General features: G+C 70.1%; 13 protein-coding genes, 1 pseudogene and 1 riboswitch. Of the genes and pseudogenes, 7 read left to right on the forward strand and 7 right to left on the reverse strand.

Annotated features, from left to right (window positions below):
• Positions 1 to 34: 34 nt before the first annotated feature.
• A complete protein-coding gene (locus HY68_RS28590) occupies positions 35 to 670 on the reverse strand; it encodes a DUF1345 domain-containing protein (RefSeq protein WP_041994208.1) in 636 nt (211 codons plus the stop codon).
• A gap of 83 nt (positions 671 to 753) precedes the next feature.
• Here HY68_RS28590 and HY68_RS28595 point away from each other — a divergent pair, with 83 nt between their 5' ends.
• Complete coding sequence (locus HY68_RS28595) at positions 754 to 1653, forward strand: DUF3626 domain-containing protein (RefSeq protein WP_041994211.1); 900 nt, start codon at positions 754 to 756, stop codon at positions 1651 to 1653.
• 331 nt (positions 1654 to 1984) lie between these two features.
• Here HY68_RS28595 and HY68_RS28600 read toward each other — a convergent pair whose 3' ends face one another.
• Positions 1985 to 2887, reverse strand: coding sequence for an NmrA/HSCARG family protein (locus HY68_RS28600; protein ID WP_041994214.1), 903 nt, complete (start codon positions 2885 to 2887; stop codon positions 1985 to 1987).
• A 104-nt stretch (positions 2888 to 2991) separates the two neighbouring features.
• Here HY68_RS28600 and HY68_RS28605 point away from each other — a divergent pair, with 104 nt between their 5' ends.
• The 3 genes from HY68_RS28605 (at position 2992) to cobF (ending at position 5379) form a co-directional block, all read left to right on the forward strand.
• Positions 2992 to 3549, forward strand: a complete 558-nt coding sequence (locus HY68_RS28605) for a TetR/AcrR family transcriptional regulator (protein WP_041994217.1) — start codon at positions 2992 to 2994, stop codon at positions 3547 to 3549.
• A gap of 74 nt (positions 3550 to 3623) precedes the next feature.
• Positions 3624 to 4484 carry an alpha/beta hydrolase gene (locus tag HY68_RS28610; RefSeq protein WP_041994220.1) on the forward strand — a complete coding sequence of 287 codons (861 nt, stop codon included), beginning with the start codon at positions 3624 to 3626 and terminating at the stop codon, positions 4482 to 4484.
• Positions 4485 to 4584: 100 nt separating this feature from the next.
• On the forward strand, positions 4585 to 5379 hold the full coding sequence (cobF, locus tag HY68_RS28615) for a precorrin-6A synthase (deacetylating) (RefSeq protein WP_041997441.1): 795 nt from the start codon (positions 4585 to 4587) through the stop codon (positions 5377 to 5379).
• Positions 5380 to 5477: 98 nt separating this feature from the next.
• On the opposite strand, the gene HY68_RS28620 is transcribed toward cobF, so the two are convergent.
• The 5 genes and pseudogenes from HY68_RS28620 to HY68_RS28640 form a co-directional block, all read right to left on the reverse strand.
• Entirely contained in the window at positions 5478 to 6356 is an 879-nt protein-coding gene (locus HY68_RS28620) for a geranyl diphosphate 2-C-methyltransferase (protein ID WP_041994223.1), read from the reverse strand.
• A gap of 15 nt (positions 6357 to 6371) precedes the next feature.
• Positions 6372 to 7505, reverse strand: a pseudogene (locus tag HY68_RS28625) (family 2 encapsulin nanocompartment cargo protein terpene cyclase); the annotation flags it as partial.
• A gap of 94 nt (positions 7506 to 7599) precedes the next feature.
• The gene (locus tag HY68_RS28630) at positions 7600 to 9018 is read right to left on the reverse strand and encodes a family 2B encapsulin nanocompartment shell protein (protein WP_041994225.1); all 1419 of its coding nucleotides are present in this window, start codon (positions 9016 to 9018) and stop codon (positions 7600 to 7602) included.
• A 248-nt stretch (positions 9019 to 9266) separates the two neighbouring features.
• The gene (locus tag HY68_RS28635) at positions 9267 to 10028 is read right to left on the reverse strand and encodes an alpha/beta hydrolase (RefSeq protein WP_041997445.1); all 762 of its coding nucleotides are present in this window, start codon (positions 10026 to 10028) and stop codon (positions 9267 to 9269) included.
• Between the two features lie 33 nt (positions 10029 to 10061).
• Positions 10062 to 11279 carry an MFS transporter gene (locus tag HY68_RS28640; RefSeq protein ID WP_041997447.1) on the reverse strand — a complete coding sequence of 406 codons (1218 nt, stop codon included), beginning with the start codon at positions 11277 to 11279 and terminating at the stop codon, positions 10062 to 10064.
• 74 nt (positions 11280 to 11353) lie between these two features.
• Between HY68_RS28640 and HY68_RS28645 the strand changes: the two genes are divergently transcribed.
• From HY68_RS28645 to metE, 3 genes are all read left to right on the forward strand, one after another.
• Positions 11354 to 12109, forward strand: a complete 756-nt coding sequence (locus HY68_RS28645) for a DeoR/GlpR family DNA-binding transcription regulator (protein ID WP_041994227.1) — start codon at positions 11354 to 11356, stop codon at positions 12107 to 12109.
• A gap of 155 nt (positions 12110 to 12264) precedes the next feature.
• Positions 12265 to 13824 (forward strand): cytochrome bc complex cytochrome b subunit, encoded by a 1560-nt coding sequence (locus HY68_RS28650; RefSeq protein ID WP_041994228.1) that lies wholly within the window; start codon positions 12265 to 12267, stop codon positions 13822 to 13824.
• A gap of 96 nt (positions 13825 to 13920) precedes the next feature.
• A riboswitch (cobalamin riboswitch) is annotated at positions 13921 to 14141 on the forward strand.
• 161 nt (positions 14142 to 14302) lie between these two features.
• On the forward strand, positions 14303 to 16627 hold the full coding sequence (metE, locus tag HY68_RS28655) for a 5-methyltetrahydropteroyltriglutamate--homocysteine S-methyltransferase (RefSeq protein WP_041994231.1): 2325 nt from the start codon (positions 14303 to 14305) through the stop codon (positions 16625 to 16627).
• The last annotated feature ends 185 nt before the right edge of the window (positions 16628 to 16812 follow it).

Consider the following 16812-nt stretch of genomic DNA (forward strand, 5'->3'; position numbering starts at 1 on the left):
GCGGCGGGACGGGCGGTGCGGCGGGACGGGGGACTCAGCCGGTGACGATTCCGGTGACGAGGTTGATGGTGGTGGCCAGGATGCTCGTACCGAAGACGTACGAGAGCAGACAGTGCCGCAGCGCGACGGCCCGGATCGTCGAGTCGGACACACCGGTGTCGGACACCTGGTACGTCATGCCCAGGTTGTAGCTGAAGTAGAGGAAGTCCCGGTACGCGGGCGGCTCGTCGGAGTTGAAGTCGATGCCACCGTCCGACGGGCAGTAGTACAGATACGCGTAACGGGTGGCGTACATCAGGTGCAGCGCCGCCCACGCCGTGAACACCCCGGCGAGCGCGAGCGCGGCGGCGACGTTGCCCTGCCCTGACTTCCCCGCGAGGAGCAGGACGACGATGCCGACCAGACCGCACAGTGCCGTGGCGACGACGACGAGTTCCTCGATCGCGGGCTGGAAGTCCTCGCGCCGGGCGTTGCGATGGGTGCTGCCGGCGTCCATCGGCCACAGCACGAACCAGCCGGTCACGACGAAGACGGTCTCGGTCACGGCGATGCCGGTGAGGACACCGACCGGATTCTCGGCCGGAATGCCGACGAGCACGCCGACCACGACGCCGAACAGGATGGCGCCGATCAGCCGGGGGAGTGCGTGCAGGGGCAACCAGGACGTCATGCCGCGTAACGGTACAAGATCGCTGCCGGGGTGAGCCGGTAATGGGCGTGCGCCGACGTCAGGGCGTGCGCGAAACTGCGCCGATGAGTTCCCGACCCTCCTCGACCTCGACCTCGACGCCGTACGAGCGGGCCCTCCGGCACGTCACGGAGCGCTCCTCGGGCGGCCCGCTGGATCCGGCGCTGCGCGTGACCCTCAACTTCCATCCGGACCGAGCGGTGCGAGGCAAACCGATCCTCGACGCCCTGGCCGAGGACGGCGTGTACCGCTCGCAGTTCGTGACGGGCACGAGCAACGGCGGCCTGACCGCCCACCCCGGCGGTGACCGGTGGCGCTGGGAGAGCCGGATCTTCGGCGGGGCGTACGACGCCGCGCCGGCGGAAGAGCGCCCGGTCTACGGAGCGCTGAACTTCCGCCATAAGCAGGTGGGCGCGGCACCACGCTTCGGCTCGGCCCACTTCCGGCTGAGGTGCGAGACGCTGCCGAGGACGACGTTCTGCTACCCGGACAGCTTCCTGGAACCGTCGGACTTCGCAGTGGCGTCCCGCATGCCCCTGGTCGAACTGGCCGAGGCGGACAGGCGGGACGCACTGGACGACTACATCGAGGCGCAGGTCCACGGCCCCCTGGTGCTGAAGGACGACGTGGAGGCACTGGTCCTGGACCCCTGCTACCGGGGTACGGAGGTGGAAGATTCGGCCCGCCGCCTGCCGTGCCCGCTCGAATGGCACCCGGGCTTCACCCTCACCACGGAGGAACTACGACGCCATCCGGACTACCGGGGTGCGGAGTTCGTGGCCTTGGGCGAATCGATAGCGCAGGCGGGCCGCCTGACCCCACGCTCGATAGGAACAGCCGCGCACACCGGCGACCACGACGAACAGTCCCTCAAGCGGGTCTGGCACTACGTGGCCCGCTTCGGCGCGCCGACGCCGGCGCGCGGGACGCGGACGGAGACGGGAGCATTCGATGCCCTCCGCTGAGGGACGGGTGGCGGGCGGGTTGTGCGGGGGCTCTCGGGTACCAGTGTGCCCGTATACCCAGTGGGTGTGCCGGTGGTCCGGGCGGAACGCCCGCACTCGCTCGGCCAGTTGGGCGATCACCTCGTCCAGCGGCGCGGCGCCGCACCCAGGGCCGTCCGGCTGGTTTGCCGGTGCCCAGGATGCTCAAGGCGTCGGCCGGGTGGACGCGTGGTGGGCCAAGGTGCAGCCCGTCAGGAGGGATTCGTCGTCCGGGTGGGCGAACACGCCCAGCAGGGACGGGAGTGTGGGGGTCCTCACGGGCGGGCTCCTCGCCGTCGGTGGATCGCCGTGCTCAGGCAAGCCAGCGCGTGCGTGCCCATGTCTCGAAGGGCGTCAGCGGCAGGCCCAGGGCCCGCGCGAACTCCGGGTGCGCCGGCTGCGGGGTCTCGTTGAGGTGTGACTGCCCGAATCCCATGTCGGGCATTCCGGCCGCGAGCGCTTCCTCCTTCGTCATGTCGGGCGCCGCCAGCTCCCTGCCGAGGGCGCGCGAGAGGATTTCCGCGATCTCCGCCATCGTCAGGCTGTCGCTCGCCAGCTCCAGCTCGACCTTGTGGAACCGTTCCGGCTCCGCGATCGCCGCGGCGGCCGTCGTACCGATGTCGTCCACCGCGACCAGGGACAGCCGGGTCGCGGGCTTCAACAGGCTCACCAGCCCGGCGTCGACTCCCCGCGGGAACATGATCTCCAGGGAGGGCAGGAAGTTCTCCATGAAGAAGCCCGGCTTGATCAGCGTCCAGTGCGTGAAGCCCGCCTCACGCACCCGGTCCTGGATCCCGGACTTCGCCGTGTAGTACGGCTCCATCCAGGCCCAGTCGTCCTTGACCCAGCTCGTGTGCTGCCCGGCGCCCGAGACGGACGTGTGCACGAACTGCGGTACGCCCGCCGCCCGTGCGCCCTCGATCAGATTGACGGCCTGGGCGAGCTCGCCCTCGAAGGCGCGTCCGGTCACGTCGGGCATCTGGACCGAGAAGACGGCGCGCGCCCCCTCTGCCGCCCGGGTCACCGAGCCCAGGTCGTCCAGGTCGCCGGTGACCAGTTCGGCGCCGAGCGCTTCGACGGTCTTCGCCCGGTCGGTCGCCGGGTCACGGACCAGGGCGCGGACCGGGATGCCCGAAGCGAGCAGGGCGCGGGCGGTGGCGCCGCCCTGCCGGCCGGTGGCGCCGATGACCAGGGCGGGTGCGGATTCAGTAGGCATGGTGTTCCTCGGGTGGTGAAGCGCAGCTAAGTGGCGAGGCCCGCCACTTACGTTCCGGTACGATACGGAGGGCCCCGCCGCTTAGCAACCCCGGAGATGACGTCATGACCGTCCAGCGCGCTGACGCCCGGCGTAACTACGCGCGGATCCTCGCCGTCGCCGAGGCGGAGGTCGCCGCGCACGGCGGCGACGCCTCCCTCGAACAGATCGCCCGCGTCGCGGGCGTCGGCTCCGCCACCGTGCGGCGGCACTTCCCGGGCAGGCGCGCGATGTTGCAGGCGGTGTTCAGCGAGCGGGTCGAAGTCCTGTGCGCCCGCGCGGCGGAGTTGGCCGACGCCGCCGATGCGCGGGCCGCGCTGCTGGAGTGGCTGGGCGATCTCACCACGTACTCGGCCTCCGCACGGGGAATGGCCGACGCACTGGTCCAGGACGGGGCGGACGACGCGGACCATGTGAACGTCTGCTCGGCGAAGCTCGGCGGGGCCGTCGACCCGCTGCTGCGGAACGCCGCGAGGGCCGGCGCCGTGGCGCCCGATGTGACGGTCGCCGACCTGGTCACGCTGGTCACGGGCATCGCCCTGGCCACCGAACACCACCAGGACCCCGTCGCTGAGGCACACCGCCTCCTCGGCCTGACGGTGCACGGCCTCAGCCCCCGCTGACCTGGGTGACTGCGCACGGCCGTCCCGGGTACCGGGGCGGTAGGGCCGTGGTGTTCACGCGAGAGGCGGGGGCGATGTTCGACAACTTCGTGGCGGAGCACCGGCAGGTCGACGACGCGTCGATCTTCGTCCGCCACGCGGGGGAGGGGCCGCCGGTTCTGTTGCTGCACGGTCATCCCCGGACGTCAGCGACATGGCACCGCGTCGCACCGCAGCTGGTCCGGCGCGGCTTCACCGTCGTCTGCCCCGACCTGCGCGGATACGGTCGCTCGCGGGGCCCGGCGCCGACGGCGGACCACTCCGCCCACTCCAAGCGCGCCGTCGCGAACGACCTCGTGGCGGTGATGCGTTCGCTGGGACACGAACGGTTCGCACTGGCCGGTCACGATCGCGGCAGCTACGTGGCGTTCCGGCTCGCCCTCGACCACCCCGACGCGGTGTCACGCGTGGCGTTCCTGGACGGCGTGCCGCTCACCGAGCATCTCGCGCGCATCAGCGTGCAGTTCGCGACGCAGTGGTGGCACTGGTTCTTCTTCGCCCAGCCGGACATTCCGGAGCGCGTCATCAACGCCGACCCGGACAGCTGGTACCACGGCGATCCGCTGAGCATGGGGCAGGAGAACTACGACGAGTGGCGTCAGGCCACGCGCAATCCCGCCGTGGTCCGGGCCATGCTGGAGGACTACCGGGCCGGACTCACGGTCGACCGGCAGGCGGAGGAGGCAGACCGGGCCGCCGGGGCGCGCCTCCGCTGCCCCGCGCTGATCCTGTGGTCCCTCCGCGACGATCTGGAGGATCTGTACGGCGACCCGGTGGCACCCTGGGCGTGCTGGGCCGACGACGTACACGGCCACGGGATCGACTCCGGGCACCACATGGCCGAAGAGGCGCCGGACGCCCTTGCCACCTCATTGGGTGACTTCTTCAGCGGCTGAGAAGGACAGCGAATCGCCCGTCGAGCCGGTCGAGCCCGTCGAGCCGGTCGAGCCCGTCGGGGCGGGGCGGGTCGGGCCGGTCGAGGAGGACAATCGCCCCATGAGCAACACTGAGGCGCGGCACCTCCTGGTCATCGGCATCGGGGCAGGGGACCCCGACCATCTGACACTCGCTGCCGTGAAGGCCATCGGCAGGGCGCAGGTCTTCTTCGTACTCGGCAAGGGTCCGGAGAAGAACGCCCTGACACAGCTGCGCCGGGACATGCTCGACGAGCACGCGTCCGGCCCGTACCGCGTCGTCGAGGCCGACGACCCCTGGCGTGACCGCACTCAGGACGAACGGTCCGGCTACACGACGGCGGTCCACGACTGGCGGCAGCGGCGCGCCGACATCTGCGAACGGCTCATCCGCGACGAACTCGCCCCTGGCCGGTGCGGGGCGTTCCTGGTGTGGGGCGATCCCTCGCTGTACGACAGCACGCTCGGCATCCTGGAAGACATCAAGGCCCGCGGCGACGTGGCCTTCGACCACGAGGTGATCCCGGGCATCAGCAGCGTCTCCGCCCTGGCCGCGCGCCACCGCGTCAACCTCAACCAGGTCGGCCGCCCCGTCCACATCACCCCCGGCCGCCGACTCGCCGAAGGCTTCCCCGACGACGACGGCGACATCGTCGTCATGCTCGACGGGCACCAGACGTTCCGGCATCTGACGGGCAGGGGCCTATGGATCTACTGGGGTGCCTACATCGGCACGCCGGACGAGATCCTGGTGGCCGGGCCGCTGGACGAGGTCTCCGACCACATCCAGCAGGTACGCGCCGAAGCGCGGGCCCGGCACGGCTGGATCATGGACACCTACTTGTTGCGCCCCGGTCCCGTTGGCACGAACGGCTGAGGAAGCCCCTCGAACGAACACCCGTCGACCGGTGGAAGGCCCGGGGCCCGGGGTACTGGGCCCCTGACCTTCCGCCGGCGGTCGGCGCTCCGCGACGGTCAGACGCGGTCCGCCGCGATCAGGACGTACTGGAACGAGCCGTCCCTGTACGAGTTGATGAACGCCTCCTCGATGCCGGTGACCAGTTCGGACGTGGCCCGTAGCTCCCAGTACGGCAGCGTCTCGGGCGTCAGGTCGATGACCGCCTGCGGGACGAGACGGTGGTCGGCCATGGCCTTCAGATACTCCCTGCGCGAGTGGATGTTGCACTCGAAGTGCGCGTTGATCTGGGATACCCACTTCGACGGCTGGCCGTAACGCGGGTTCCAGCAGCCGGTGATGGTGACGTACCGGCCGCCGACGGCGAGCACGCGCGAGTGTTCGGCGAACAGGTCGTCCAGATCGACGTACATGCTCGACTCGTTGTTCCAGGAGCCGGCGGCCTGCCCGGTCTCGAAGGGCGTGTCGAGCATGTTGCACACCCGGGCGCGGACGTGGTCGTCGATGCCCAGTTCATGGGCGCGGCGGTTGGCGAAGTCGGCCTGCTTGGCCGACAGGGTGACACCTTCGACGTTGCAGCCGAACCGCTGATGGGCCATCACCATCGAACCGCCCCGGCCGCACCCGGCGTCCACCAGTGTGTCCGCGCGCCCGATCGAACCGAGCTGGTCCAGCAGGACTTCGGCCTGCGCCGACTCCAGCCGGTGCAGCTCGGCGATCAGCCTCTTCTCGTGGCCGCTCTCGTGCGCCTTCCCGAGGGCGGCGTGGTCGACGTCGCCGATGCCGTAGTGGTGGTGGTAGAGCCCGTCCACGTCGCCGAGGCGCAGGTTCACCGGCCGCGCCTCGCCGTCCCAGTACCGGGCGATGTCACCCTGGTAGGGAGAGGCGGGGGTGGGGATGAACACGGAGGTACCGTTGGTGAGTTCGGTGCTGGTCACAGTGAGATGCGCTCCTTACCAGAAGTCCGGCAGGCTGTACCGGTAGGTGTTTGTCCGGTGCCAGTAGTGGTTGCCGTCGACCCACACGGCCACGCCCCGGAGGAAACGCAGCACGTTCGGGACGGGGCAGGCGGCCGCCAGTGCCGCGGCCTCGGCTTCGAACTCGTGCATGAGTTCGTTGTGGACCTCGACCGCCTTCAGATAGGCGTCCTGGTCGGACAGGCCTTCCCGTTCGGCGATCACCACGGGCAGGTTGAGATGCCGGCCCGGGCTGTTGAGTTCCTTGGTGTACGAGTAGAGGTCGTTGACGATGGTGGTGGCGTTGCCCGCCAGTGCGATGACCCGCTGCATGGCCGGCTGGGCATGCAGGTCGGCGGGGAGTTCGTAGCCGCCGACGGTGTCGGTGATGGTGGGGCAGGGGCGGAAGTTGTTGAACTGGCGCATCGCCAGGTACTCCCACACCTCGGGCACGTGCTCCGTCTCGGACCACGCGGCCTCCGCCAGGTAGCCGAGATGCAGCCGCGCCATGTCGTGCCGGTACCGGTCGGCCTGTGAGGCGGTGGACTGCTCGGTGAAGTAGGCCATGGCGGAGCTGTAGGCGCGCCGTGGGCCGTCCGACTGCAGCGACGCGGCCCAGGCCGGTTCGTACTCCTTCGTGGTGTGCAGGGTGTCGAGCGCCGTGTGCGCCAGCAGGAGGCGGCTGCCCAGGCCCACGGGTGAGCCGCCGTGGTCCTCGCAGTAGCAGTCGTCGACGGCGTTCTCCGCGACCATCAGCCGGGTGGCGATCATCAGGTGGTCGACGGTGGGCGCGTCCGGATGGCAAGCGACCATGTAGCGGCCGACGGAGAAGCCGTCGAACTGGTCCTCCCACTCGGGCGGGAACGCCTGGACCTCGTCCACCGCCCATTCCTTGATCCTGCGGCTGACCTCCGCCACCCGCGCCGCGTCGGGCTCCGCCACCCGATGGTGGTAGAGCCCCGGGATCGGTGTGCCCTCCGGTGCGCTGTCCGGTGTGGTCTCCGGCGCGGCCTCCTCCGGCGCCCCCTCCGCCGGTGGGCCGGGATCGGGAGGAGCCGGTGGCTCCGCACGCCGGCCTAAGTGCAGACCGGTCGTGCCGAGACCGCTCGGGCCGCACAGGAGCCGTTCCAGGACGGGGCTCAGCTGCAGAGGGGAGGGCCCAGGATCGGGCATCCGTAACTCCTAGGTGAGGTGGTGGGTTTCGCCACGGGACCGATGGGGCGGCCTAGGCCCTGTCCGGCCGGTGCGCGATCTGTACGTTCTCCAGCACGCCGAGCGCGTCGGGCAGGAGGATCGCCGCTGAGTAGTAGGTGGTGACCAGGTACGAGATGATCGCCTGCTCGTTGATGCCCGTGAAGCGCACGGACAGGCCCGGCTCGTACTCCTCCGGCAGCCCGGTCTGCCGCAGACCGATGACCCCCTGGTTGTCCTCGCCGGTGCGCATGGCGAGGATCGAGCTGGTGTTCTCCTTGCTGACGGGAATCTTGTTGCACGGCAGGATGGGGACCCCGCGCCAGGCCGGCACCCGCTGGCCGCCGAGGTCGATGTGGTCGGGATGGAGCCCGTAGGCGTTCAACCCGCGCCCGATCGCCGCGATCGTCCGGGGGTGGGCCAGGAAGAGTTTGGTGCCACGGCGGCGGCAGAGCAGATCGTCGAGGTCGTCAGGGGTGGGCGGCCCGGAGTGGGTCTCGATCCGCTGTTTGAAGGCGGCGTTGTGGAGCAGACCGAACTCGCGGTTGTTGATCAGCTCGTACTCCTGGCGCTCGCGCAACGCCTCGATCGTGAGCCTCAGTTGCTCCTCGGTCTGGTTCATCGGGTCGTTGTAGAGGTCGGCGACCCGGGTGTGGATGCGCAGCACCGTCTGCGCGACGGAGAGTTCGTACTCGCGCGGGTGGAGTTCGTAGTCGACGAAGGCACCCGGCAGTTGGGCCTCGCCGGTGTGCCCTGCCGACATGGCGATCTCGGCCTCGCCGTGCCGGTTCTGCCGCCGGTCGGCGCGCGGGCCGAACTCCTGCAGATGGGACCGCAGGCCCGGCGCCGAGGACACCACGGCGTCGAAGTCGGCGCGGGACAGGGTGAGCAAGGTGCCGGCGGTCTGGGCGGTGGCGGTGCAGTCCCACGTGGCGTCGGTGTCCAGCAGGGCGTTCTCACCGAAGCTGCCGCCGTCGGCGAGCGTGGCGACGGTCACCTCGTCGCCGTACTTCCCGACGGAGGTCTGTTTGATCCTGCCGTGGGCGATCAGCTGGATCTGCTCGGCGGGGGAGCCGCGTTCGGCCAGCACCTCACCCGCGCGGAACTCACGCTGGACGCACCGGCCGGCCAGCGCCGCCAGTACCTCGTCGTCCTCGAAGCCGCGCAGCGGAGCCAGTTCGCACAGCTCACGGGGGATCACGCGGACATTCCCGCCGTCCTGGACGAACTCGATCCGACCGTCGCCGACGGTGTAGTTCAGCCGACGGTTCACCCGGTAGGTGCCGCCCTTGGTCTCCACCCAGGGGAGCATCCGCAGCAGCCAGCGGGAGGTGATCTCCTGCATCTGCGGGGCGGACTTGGTCGTCGTGGCGAGATTGCGCGCGGCGGCGGTGCCCAGGCTGGACTGCGGAGGCGACTCCGCCGGGGCTTCCGGACTGGTCTCTACGGTCATCGGGCGACTGCTCCTTTACGACGGCGGTGATGGGCGTGCGCGCGCCAGGCGAGAAAAGAGGAGATAGGGGGAGTTATGGGGAGACAGAGGGTGAATCGCTGGCAATCCGTCCAGACACCAAGGAACCGTAACGGGGCGTGTGCCCAACTCGCCCGGGATGCCGGTTGAGTTACTTCGATGCGGCGATCTCGCCACGCATCAGGTTTATCGCCGTGACCGGCGGTATACGGACTGGGTGAGCCCGGCCCTCACCGGTGGTCGGTGAGGAAATTCACGATCGAAGTGGTGAACTCCGGTGCCGCGACGGCCGTCCCGTGGTTTCCCGGCACCACGGCGCGCGTGCCGTGGGGCAGCGCCTCTGCCAGTGCGTCCGCCGAGTCGGCCCGCTCGTCCTCGCTGCCCACCATCACAAGGGTCGGTACCTGAACGCCGCCGAGCAGTTCCACCGGCGTGGCGACGATCGAATCCAGCACATGTACGAGCGCGACCGGGTCCCCGCCGCCCGCCAGGAGCCGTTGCGCCGCCTGCTCCTCCCGCGAACCCGGCGTGAAGGACGCCGATCCTGCGTAGACCTGCCGCATGAACGAGCCCGCACCGCCGCCGAAGCCGAGCACCTGCCGCAGCCCTTGGCCCGCGGCCACCGCCCGCCCGGGTGTGGCGCCGCGCACCAGCATCCGCACCACGATGCGCGCCCCCAGCGAGTAGCCGCCGAGGTCGTAGTCGTCCAGCCCCAGGTGGTCGAGGAGCGCGAAGGCGTCGTCGGTCAGTATGTCGGCGGGATACGCCTCGGCCTCATGGGGCTTCGCGCTCGCGCCGTGGCCGCGGAAGTCCGGCAGGATCACGCGGTAGCCGTGCGCCGCGATCGTCTCGGCCTGGCCGTGCCGCAGCCACAGCGTCGCGTCGGTGGAGATGCCGTGCAGCAGGACCAGCGGCCTGCCCTCGCCCAGTTCCCGGTAGCCGAGGCGGACACCGTCACGGGCGGGGAAGAAGGACACGGCGGGGCTCGGCATGGGGCCGAGCATATCCAGGGTTTTTCGTGTGGATCAGGCCTCCTGGGACGCCGTCGTGTTGGCGACCGGGGTCTTCTCCTCCTCGGCCGGCGCCGACGGCTTCGCGTGCAGGATCCTGGCCGTGAAGCCTGCCAGTACGCAGAAGGCCACGGGCAGGAAGAACGTGACGTTGAGCGGTACGAACGCGGTCAGCGGGCCGATCACGGCAGGTCCCGCGAGCATGCCCAGGTAGCCGAGACCCGCCACACGCGACACGTTGGTTCCGGCCGCCTCCGGGTCGGTGTGGCCTGCGGCGCTGAAGAGCTGCGGGATGCAGCCCGACAGACCGGCACCGAAGAGGGCCCAGCCGACCAGCGCCGGGGGGACGGCAGGGGACAGCGCGGCCAGGGTCAGGCCGACGGCGGCCAGGGCCGAGCCCCAGCGCAGCACGGCGACCGGTCCGACCCGCGCGGCCACCCGGTCGGTGACCAGGCGGCCGACGGTCATGGCGGTGGCGAAGGCCCCGTAGGCGAAGGCGGCGGTGGCAGCGGGTGCGTCGAGCACGTCATGCAGCTGGAGCGTGCTCCAGTCGTTGGCCACGCCCTCGCAGAGCATCAGCATGAAGGCGAGCACGGCCAGGATCCAGATGCGCCGGGGTGTCCTGCGCTTGCCCGCCGAGGCTGCCGGGCGGGCGCCGTCCTCATGGAGAACGGGCTCGGGCCGCAGCAGTGCGGGGGCGACGAGACCGGCCGTGACGATGCCCAGCAGCGCCATGATGCCGAGCGTCGTCGCGGCGCTCCAGCCCGCCCGCAGGGTGAGCGCGCCGACGAGCGCGGCGAGCACGCCGCCGATGGAGAACAGCGCGTGGAAGGCGGACATGATGGGCCGCGCGTAGCCGCGCTCGACGCGTACCGCGTGCGCGTTCATGCTCACGTCCAGACAGCCGTTGCCGAAGCCCAGCACCACCAGGGCGCCGCCCAGCGTCCAGGCGTTGGTGGCCAGACCGGGCAGCACCAGCGCCGCACTGCACACGGCCGCGCTCACGGGGACGACCTTCCGGGCGCCGAACCGGTCGGTCAGTGGCCCCACCAGCTGCATACCCGCGAAGGCGCTGCCGCCGAGCAGCAGCAGGAGCCAGCCGAGCAACGCGTGGCTGACGCCGGTCCGCTGCTCGACGGTGGGGATGTGGACGATCCAGATCCCCATGATGAACCCGTTGAGAACGAAGTAGGCGAACGTGGCCAGTCGGCCGGCGCGAAGTGATCTGTCCATGGTTACGAACATAACGAACATGGAAAGTGTTCACAAGATTGCGTTTCAAACGCATCCGATGTTCAATGTGGGATATGAGCACAGACCGACTGAGGCAGATCAGCGACGCGGTGCGCGAGACCGGCCGACGCAGCGTCGCCGAGCTGGCCGAGCTCACCGGCGCCTCGGAGATGACCGTCCGCCGTGATCTGGAGGTGCTGGCCGACCAGGGGGTCCTGGAGCGCTACCGCGGCGGCGCGCGAAGCCTGCTGCTGCGCGGCGAGGAGCCGCCCTTCGCGCTCAGGACCCAGGAAGGCCTTGAGGCGAAACAGCTCATCGCCGCCGAGGTCGCCACCATGATCGCGGAGGGTGAGTCGGTCGTCATCGACAGCGGCACCACCTGTCTGGAAGTGGCCCGCGCGCTTCAGCACCGACGGCTGACCGTCATGCCGTTGTCCCTGCACGCGGCCAACGAACTCACCAGCGGCACACAGTTGACGCTGCTGCTGCCCGGCGGTCAGCCGCGCCCCGGCGAACTGGCCCTGACCGGACCGCTGGCCGAGGCGTCGCTCGCCGCCCTGCGCTTCGACACCGCCGTCATCGGCTGCTGCGGCCTGACCGTGGCCGACGGCCTGACCGCGTACGATCTCGCCGACGCGACGATCAAGCGCGCCGCGATCACCTCGGCCCGCCGGGTCATCGCCGTGGCCGAGGCCGCCAAACTCTCCCGTACGGCCCTGGCGTTCGTCGCCCCGGCCGCCGCGCTGCACGCCGTGGTGACCGAGCGGTCCGCCCCGCAGGACGAGATCGACGGGCTGACCGCGGCCGGGGTCACCGTACGGAAGGTGTGACTCCTGGCTGACCCCGCTGCGATCGCACCCTACGTCGCGGCCAACGACCGTGTGTCCTGCGCCACATCAGGCCCTGTCGGTGTCACAACCGCGCCCCCCGCGCCGTCATGTGTCCGGACGGAACTGTCCATCCTGGCCGTTTCTGGGGGACACGGATGAGCACGACACGACAGGCACCCGCGGGTGAGCGCATGGCCGACTGGGCGGACGGCCGGCTCGGCATCTACGGCCTGGGCAGGACCTATTTGCGCAAGGTCTTCCCGGACCACTGGTCCTTCATGCTGGGCGAGATCTGCCTCTACAGCTTCATCATCCTCGTCCTCACGGGCGTCTACTTGACTCTCTTCTTCCACCCGTCGATGAACGAGGTGGTGTACCACGGGAGTTACGCCCCGCTGAACGGCATCAGGATGTCGGAGGCGTACGCCTCCACGCTGGACATCAGCTTCGACGTGCGCGGCGGACTGCTGATCCGGCAGATCCACCACTGGGCCGCACTCGTCTTCCTCGCCGCGCTGCTCGTGCACATGATGCGGCACTTCTTCACCGGCTCGTTCCGCAAGCCCCGCGAGATCAACTGGCTGTTCGGCTGGCTGATGCTGATCATCGGGCTCTTCGAGGGGCTGACCGGCTACTCGCTGCCGGACGACCTGCTGTCCGGTACGGGGATGCGCTTCGTGGACGGCGCCGTCCTCTCCACGCCCGTCGTCGGCACGTACCTGTCGATGTTCCTGTTCGGCGGGGAGTTCCCGGGACACGACATCGTGTCGCGCTTCTACTCCGTGCATGTGCTGCTGTTCCCGGGGATCATCGCCGCGCTCGTCGTCGTCCATCTGATCCTCGTCGTCTACCACAAGCACACCCAATTCCCGGGCCCCGGACGGACGGAGAAGAACGTCGTGGGGGCGCCGCTGATGCCGGTGTACATGGCGAAGGCCGGCGGCTTCTTCTTCCTGGTCTTCGGGACGATCGCGGTGATCGCGGCGGTCGCGGCGATCAACCCCGTCTGGTCGTACGGCCCTTACCGGCCCGACCAGGTGTCGACCGGTGCGCAGCCCGACTGGTACCTCGGCTTCTCCGAGGGACTGATCCGCATCATGCCGGGCTGGGAGATCAACGCCTGGGGTCACACACTCGTCCTCGGTGTGTTCGTGCCGCTGATGGTCTTCCCGCTGATGCTGGTCTTCATCGGGGCCTATCCGTTCGTCGAGGCATGGATAACCGGCGACCGCCGCGAACACCATCTGCTGGACCGGCCGCGCGACCGGCCGGTCCGCACGGCCATCGGCGCCGCGTGGATCAGTGAGTACCTGGTCCTGCTCGTCGGAGGCGGGAACGACCTGTGGGCGACCCACTTCCATCTGTCCATCAACGCCATCACCTGGACCGTGCGGGTCGCGTTCTTCGTGATGCCGGTGATCGTCTTCGTCGTGACCCGACGCGTCTGCCTGGGACTGCGGCGGCGCGACCGGGAGAAGGTGCTGCACGGCAGGGAGACCGGCATCGTCAAGCGGCTGCCGCACGGCGAGTTCGTCGAGGTGCACGAGCAGCTCTCGCCTGCCGAACTGTTCACCCTGACGCAGGGCGAACAGCCGCAGCCGCTCCAGCTCGGCCCCACGACGGACAGCAACGGCGTGACCCGCAGAACCGGCCTGGCCCAACGGGTACGGGTACGGCTGTCACGGGCCTTCTACGACGAGAAGTCGCGGGTGTGACGGGCGGCGGCCGGCGTGCGCCGAGCGGCGTGCACCGACCTGTCCGACGTGGTCCCGGATTACGGGCGAGGGTGCGCGCGGGCCGTTCTTCCCTCTAGGCTGGTCCGTGCGACTGGTGAGCCCTGTCCGCCAGAGAGGGCTTCGTAAGAGGGAACCCGGTGAGAATCCGGGACTGCCCCGCAGCGGTGAGTGGGAACGACCGCCGTCATACGCACTGGACCCGGCCGGGTCTGGGAAGCGACGGCCATTAGGTGTCCCGTGACCTTCACGAGACGAGCCCACGAGTCCGAAGACCTGCCCGTTGCCCGTGCGCGACCGATCGCGCGCGGACATCCCGGTGACCTCGTGGGCGGGTCGGCGTACACATCGAGCGGCATACGCGGCGGCACAGCCTCGCGGGCGGCCCGGTTGGTCCGTCCCTTCGCGTCCGCGGTCCCGTCCCCGGGATACCAGGACACATCTCGCGAAGGAGAGTTCCGTGACAGCGAAGCCCGCAGCCGCGGCAGCACGAGCCACCGTCCACGGCTACCCCCGCCAGGGTCAGAACCGTGAACTGAAAAAGGCCGTCGAGGGGTACTGGAAGGGCCGAGTCACCGCCGACGCCCTCCGGGAGACCGCGGCAGGCCTGCGCCGTTCGAACTGGCAGCAGCTGGCCGAGGCCGGCATCCAGGAGGTGCCGTCCGGTGACTTCTCGTACTACGACCATGTTCTGGACACCAGCGTCATGGTCGGCGCTGTCCCCGAGCGGCACCGCGCGGCGGTCGGCGCCGACGCGCTCGACGGGTATTTCGCGATGGCCCGGGGCAATCAGGACATCGCCCCGCTCGAAATGACCAAGTGGTTCGACACGAACTACCACTACCTCGTGCCGGAGCTGGGCCCGGACACCGTCTTCACCGCAGACTCCGGCAAGCAGGTCACCGAGCTGAAGGAGGCTGTCGCGCTCGGGCACACCGCGCGGCCGGTCCTCGTCGGCCCGGTCACGTACCTGCTGCTCGCCAAGCCCGCGCCCGGCGTCGCGGCCGACTTCGAGCCGCTGACCCTGCTGGACCGGCTGCTGCCGGTGTACGCCGAGGTGCTGGCCGATCTGCGGGCGGCCGGCGCCCAGTGGGTGCAGCTCGACGAGCCCGCGCTGGTGCAGGACCGCACCCCCGCCGAACTGAACGCCGCCGCCCGCGCCTACCGCGACCTGGGCGGCGCGGCCGACCGGCCGAAGCTGCTCGTCGCCTCGTACTTCGGGCGGCTCGGCGAGGCGCTGGCCGTCCTGGCCAAGGCGCCGGTCGAAGGCCTCGCCCTCGACTTCACCGAGTCGGGCGCCGCCAACCTCGAAGACCTCGCAGCGGCCGGCGGACTGCCCGGCAAGCGGCTGGTCGCCGGCGTCGTCAACGGCCGCAACATCTGGCTCAACGACTACGAGAATTCACTGGCCAAGCTGGGCACCCTCCTCGGTCTCGCGGACCGGGTCGACGTCTCGTCGTCCTGCTCGCTGCTGCACGTACCGCTGGACGCAGACGCCGAGCGCGACATCGATCCGCAGATCGCCCGCTGGCTCGCGTTCGCCCGGCAGAAGACGCAGGAGATCGCCGTCCTGGCGCGCGGTCTGGCACGGGGCACCGATGCCATCGCTGCCGAACTCGCCTCCAACCGCGCCGATCTGGCCTCCCGCGCCGGGTCGGAACTGACCAGCGACCCCGCGGTACGGGCCCGTACTGCGGCCATCACCGACGCCGACGGGCGGCGCTCGCAGCCGTACCCCGAGCGGACCCTCACCCAGCGCGCGCACCTCGGGCTCCCGCTGCTGCCGACCACGACCATCGGCTCGTTCCCGCAGACCGACGAACTGCGCACCGCCCGGGCCGACGTGCGGACCGGCCGGATCGACACCGCCGGGTACGAGGAGCGCATCAAGAACGAGATCAGGGACGTCCTGTCCTTCCAGGAGAAGGCCGGGATCGACGTCCTGGTGCACGGCGAGCCCGAACGCAACGACATGGTGCAGTACTTCGCCGAGCAGCTGACCGGCTATCTGGCGACGCAGCACGGCTGGGTGCAGTCCTACGGCACCCGGTACGTCCGGCCGCCGGTGCTGGCCGGCGACATCTCACGGCCCGAGCCGATGACGGTGCGCTGGACGACGTACGCGCAGTCCCTGACCGACCGCCCGGTCAAGGGCATGCTCACCGGACCCGTCACCATGCTGGCCTGGTCCTTCGTCCGCGACGACCAGCCGCTCGGCGACACCGCGCGCCAGGTCGCCCTCGCGCTGCGCGACGAAGTGAACGACCTTGAGGCGGCCGGTACTTCGGTCATCCAGGTCGACGAACCTGCCCTGCGCGAAACGCTGCCGCTGCGTGCCGCCGACCACGCCGCCTACCTGGACTGGGCCACCGAGTCGTTCCGGCTCACCACCAGCGGTGTCGGCCCGGCCACCCAGATCCACACGCACATGTGCTACGCCGAGTTCGGCGACATCGTGCAGGCCATCGACGACCTCGACGCCGACGTCATCAGCCTGGAGGCCGCCCGCTCGCACATGCAGGTCGCCGGCGAACTCGCCGCACACGGCTACCCGCGTGAGGCGGGCCCCGGCGTGTACGACATCCACTCGCCGCGCGTGCCGAGCGCCGAAGAGGCGGCGGCCCTGCTGCGTAAGGGACTTGAGGCCATCCCGGCCGAGCGGCTGTGGGTCAACCCCGACTGCGGCCTGAAGACCCGCGGCTGGCCCGAGACCCGGGCCTCGCTGGAGAACCTGGTCGCGGCCGCCCGCGAGATCCGCGCCGAACTGGCCACCGAGGGCTCCTGACCGACGGAAGCGGTCCGGGGCGGACACCACGGGTGTCTGCCCCGGACCTGCCTGGTGCTGCCCGCGTGTCGGGGTCGCTGACCGCCGCGGTGTTGGGGGAGTGTTCGGCAGTCCGCAGCCGATGAGCAATCTTGCCGTTCCGACATGATCCGTACCGTGACGCCGTTCGAATCCCCCTTTCTCAA

This window comes from Streptomyces sp. AcH 505 (assembly GCF_000818175.1).
Taxonomy (GTDB): domain Bacteria; phylum Actinomycetota; class Actinomycetes; order Streptomycetales; family Streptomycetaceae; genus Streptomyces.

Bases quoted from the DNA above. Each gene is read 5' to 3' on its own strand.
- HY68_RS28610 (WP_041994220.1), top strand. From the start codon at position 3,624: ATGTTCGACAACTTCGTGGCGGAGCACCGGCAGGTCGACGACGCGTCG.
- HY68_RS28590 (WP_041994208.1), bottom strand. From the start codon at position 670: ATGACGTCCTGGTTGCCCCTGCACGCACTCCCCCGGCTGATCGGCGCC.
- HY68_RS28630 (WP_041994225.1), bottom strand. From the start codon at position 9,018: ATGACCGTAGAGACCAGTCCGGAAGCCCCGGCGGAGTCGCCTCCGCAG.
- HY68_RS28640 (WP_041997447.1), bottom strand. From the start codon at position 11,279: ATGGACAGATCACTTCGCGCCGGCCGACTGGCCACGTTCGCCTACTTC.
- HY68_RS28605 (WP_041994217.1), top strand. From the start codon at position 2,992: ATGACCGTCCAGCGCGCTGACGCCCGGCGTAACTACGCGCGGATCCTC.
- HY68_RS28595 (WP_041994211.1), top strand. From the start codon at position 754: ATGAGTTCCCGACCCTCCTCGACCTCGACCTCGACGCCGTACGAGCGG.
- HY68_RS28600 (WP_041994214.1), bottom strand. From the start codon at position 2,887: ATGCCTACTGAATCCGCACCCGCCCTGGTCATCGGCGCCACCGGCCGG.
- cobF (WP_041997441.1), top strand. From the start codon at position 4,585: ATGAGCAACACTGAGGCGCGGCACCTCCTGGTCATCGGCATCGGGGCA.
- HY68_RS28635 (WP_041997445.1), bottom strand. From the start codon at position 10,028: ATGCCGAGCCCCGCCGTGTCCTTCTTCCCCGCCCGTGACGGTGTCCGC.
- HY68_RS28645 (WP_041994227.1), top strand. From the start codon at position 11,354: ATGAGCACAGACCGACTGAGGCAGATCAGCGACGCGGTGCGCGAGACC.
- HY68_RS28650 (WP_041994228.1), top strand. From the start codon at position 12,265: ATGAGCACGACACGACAGGCACCCGCGGGTGAGCGCATGGCCGACTGG.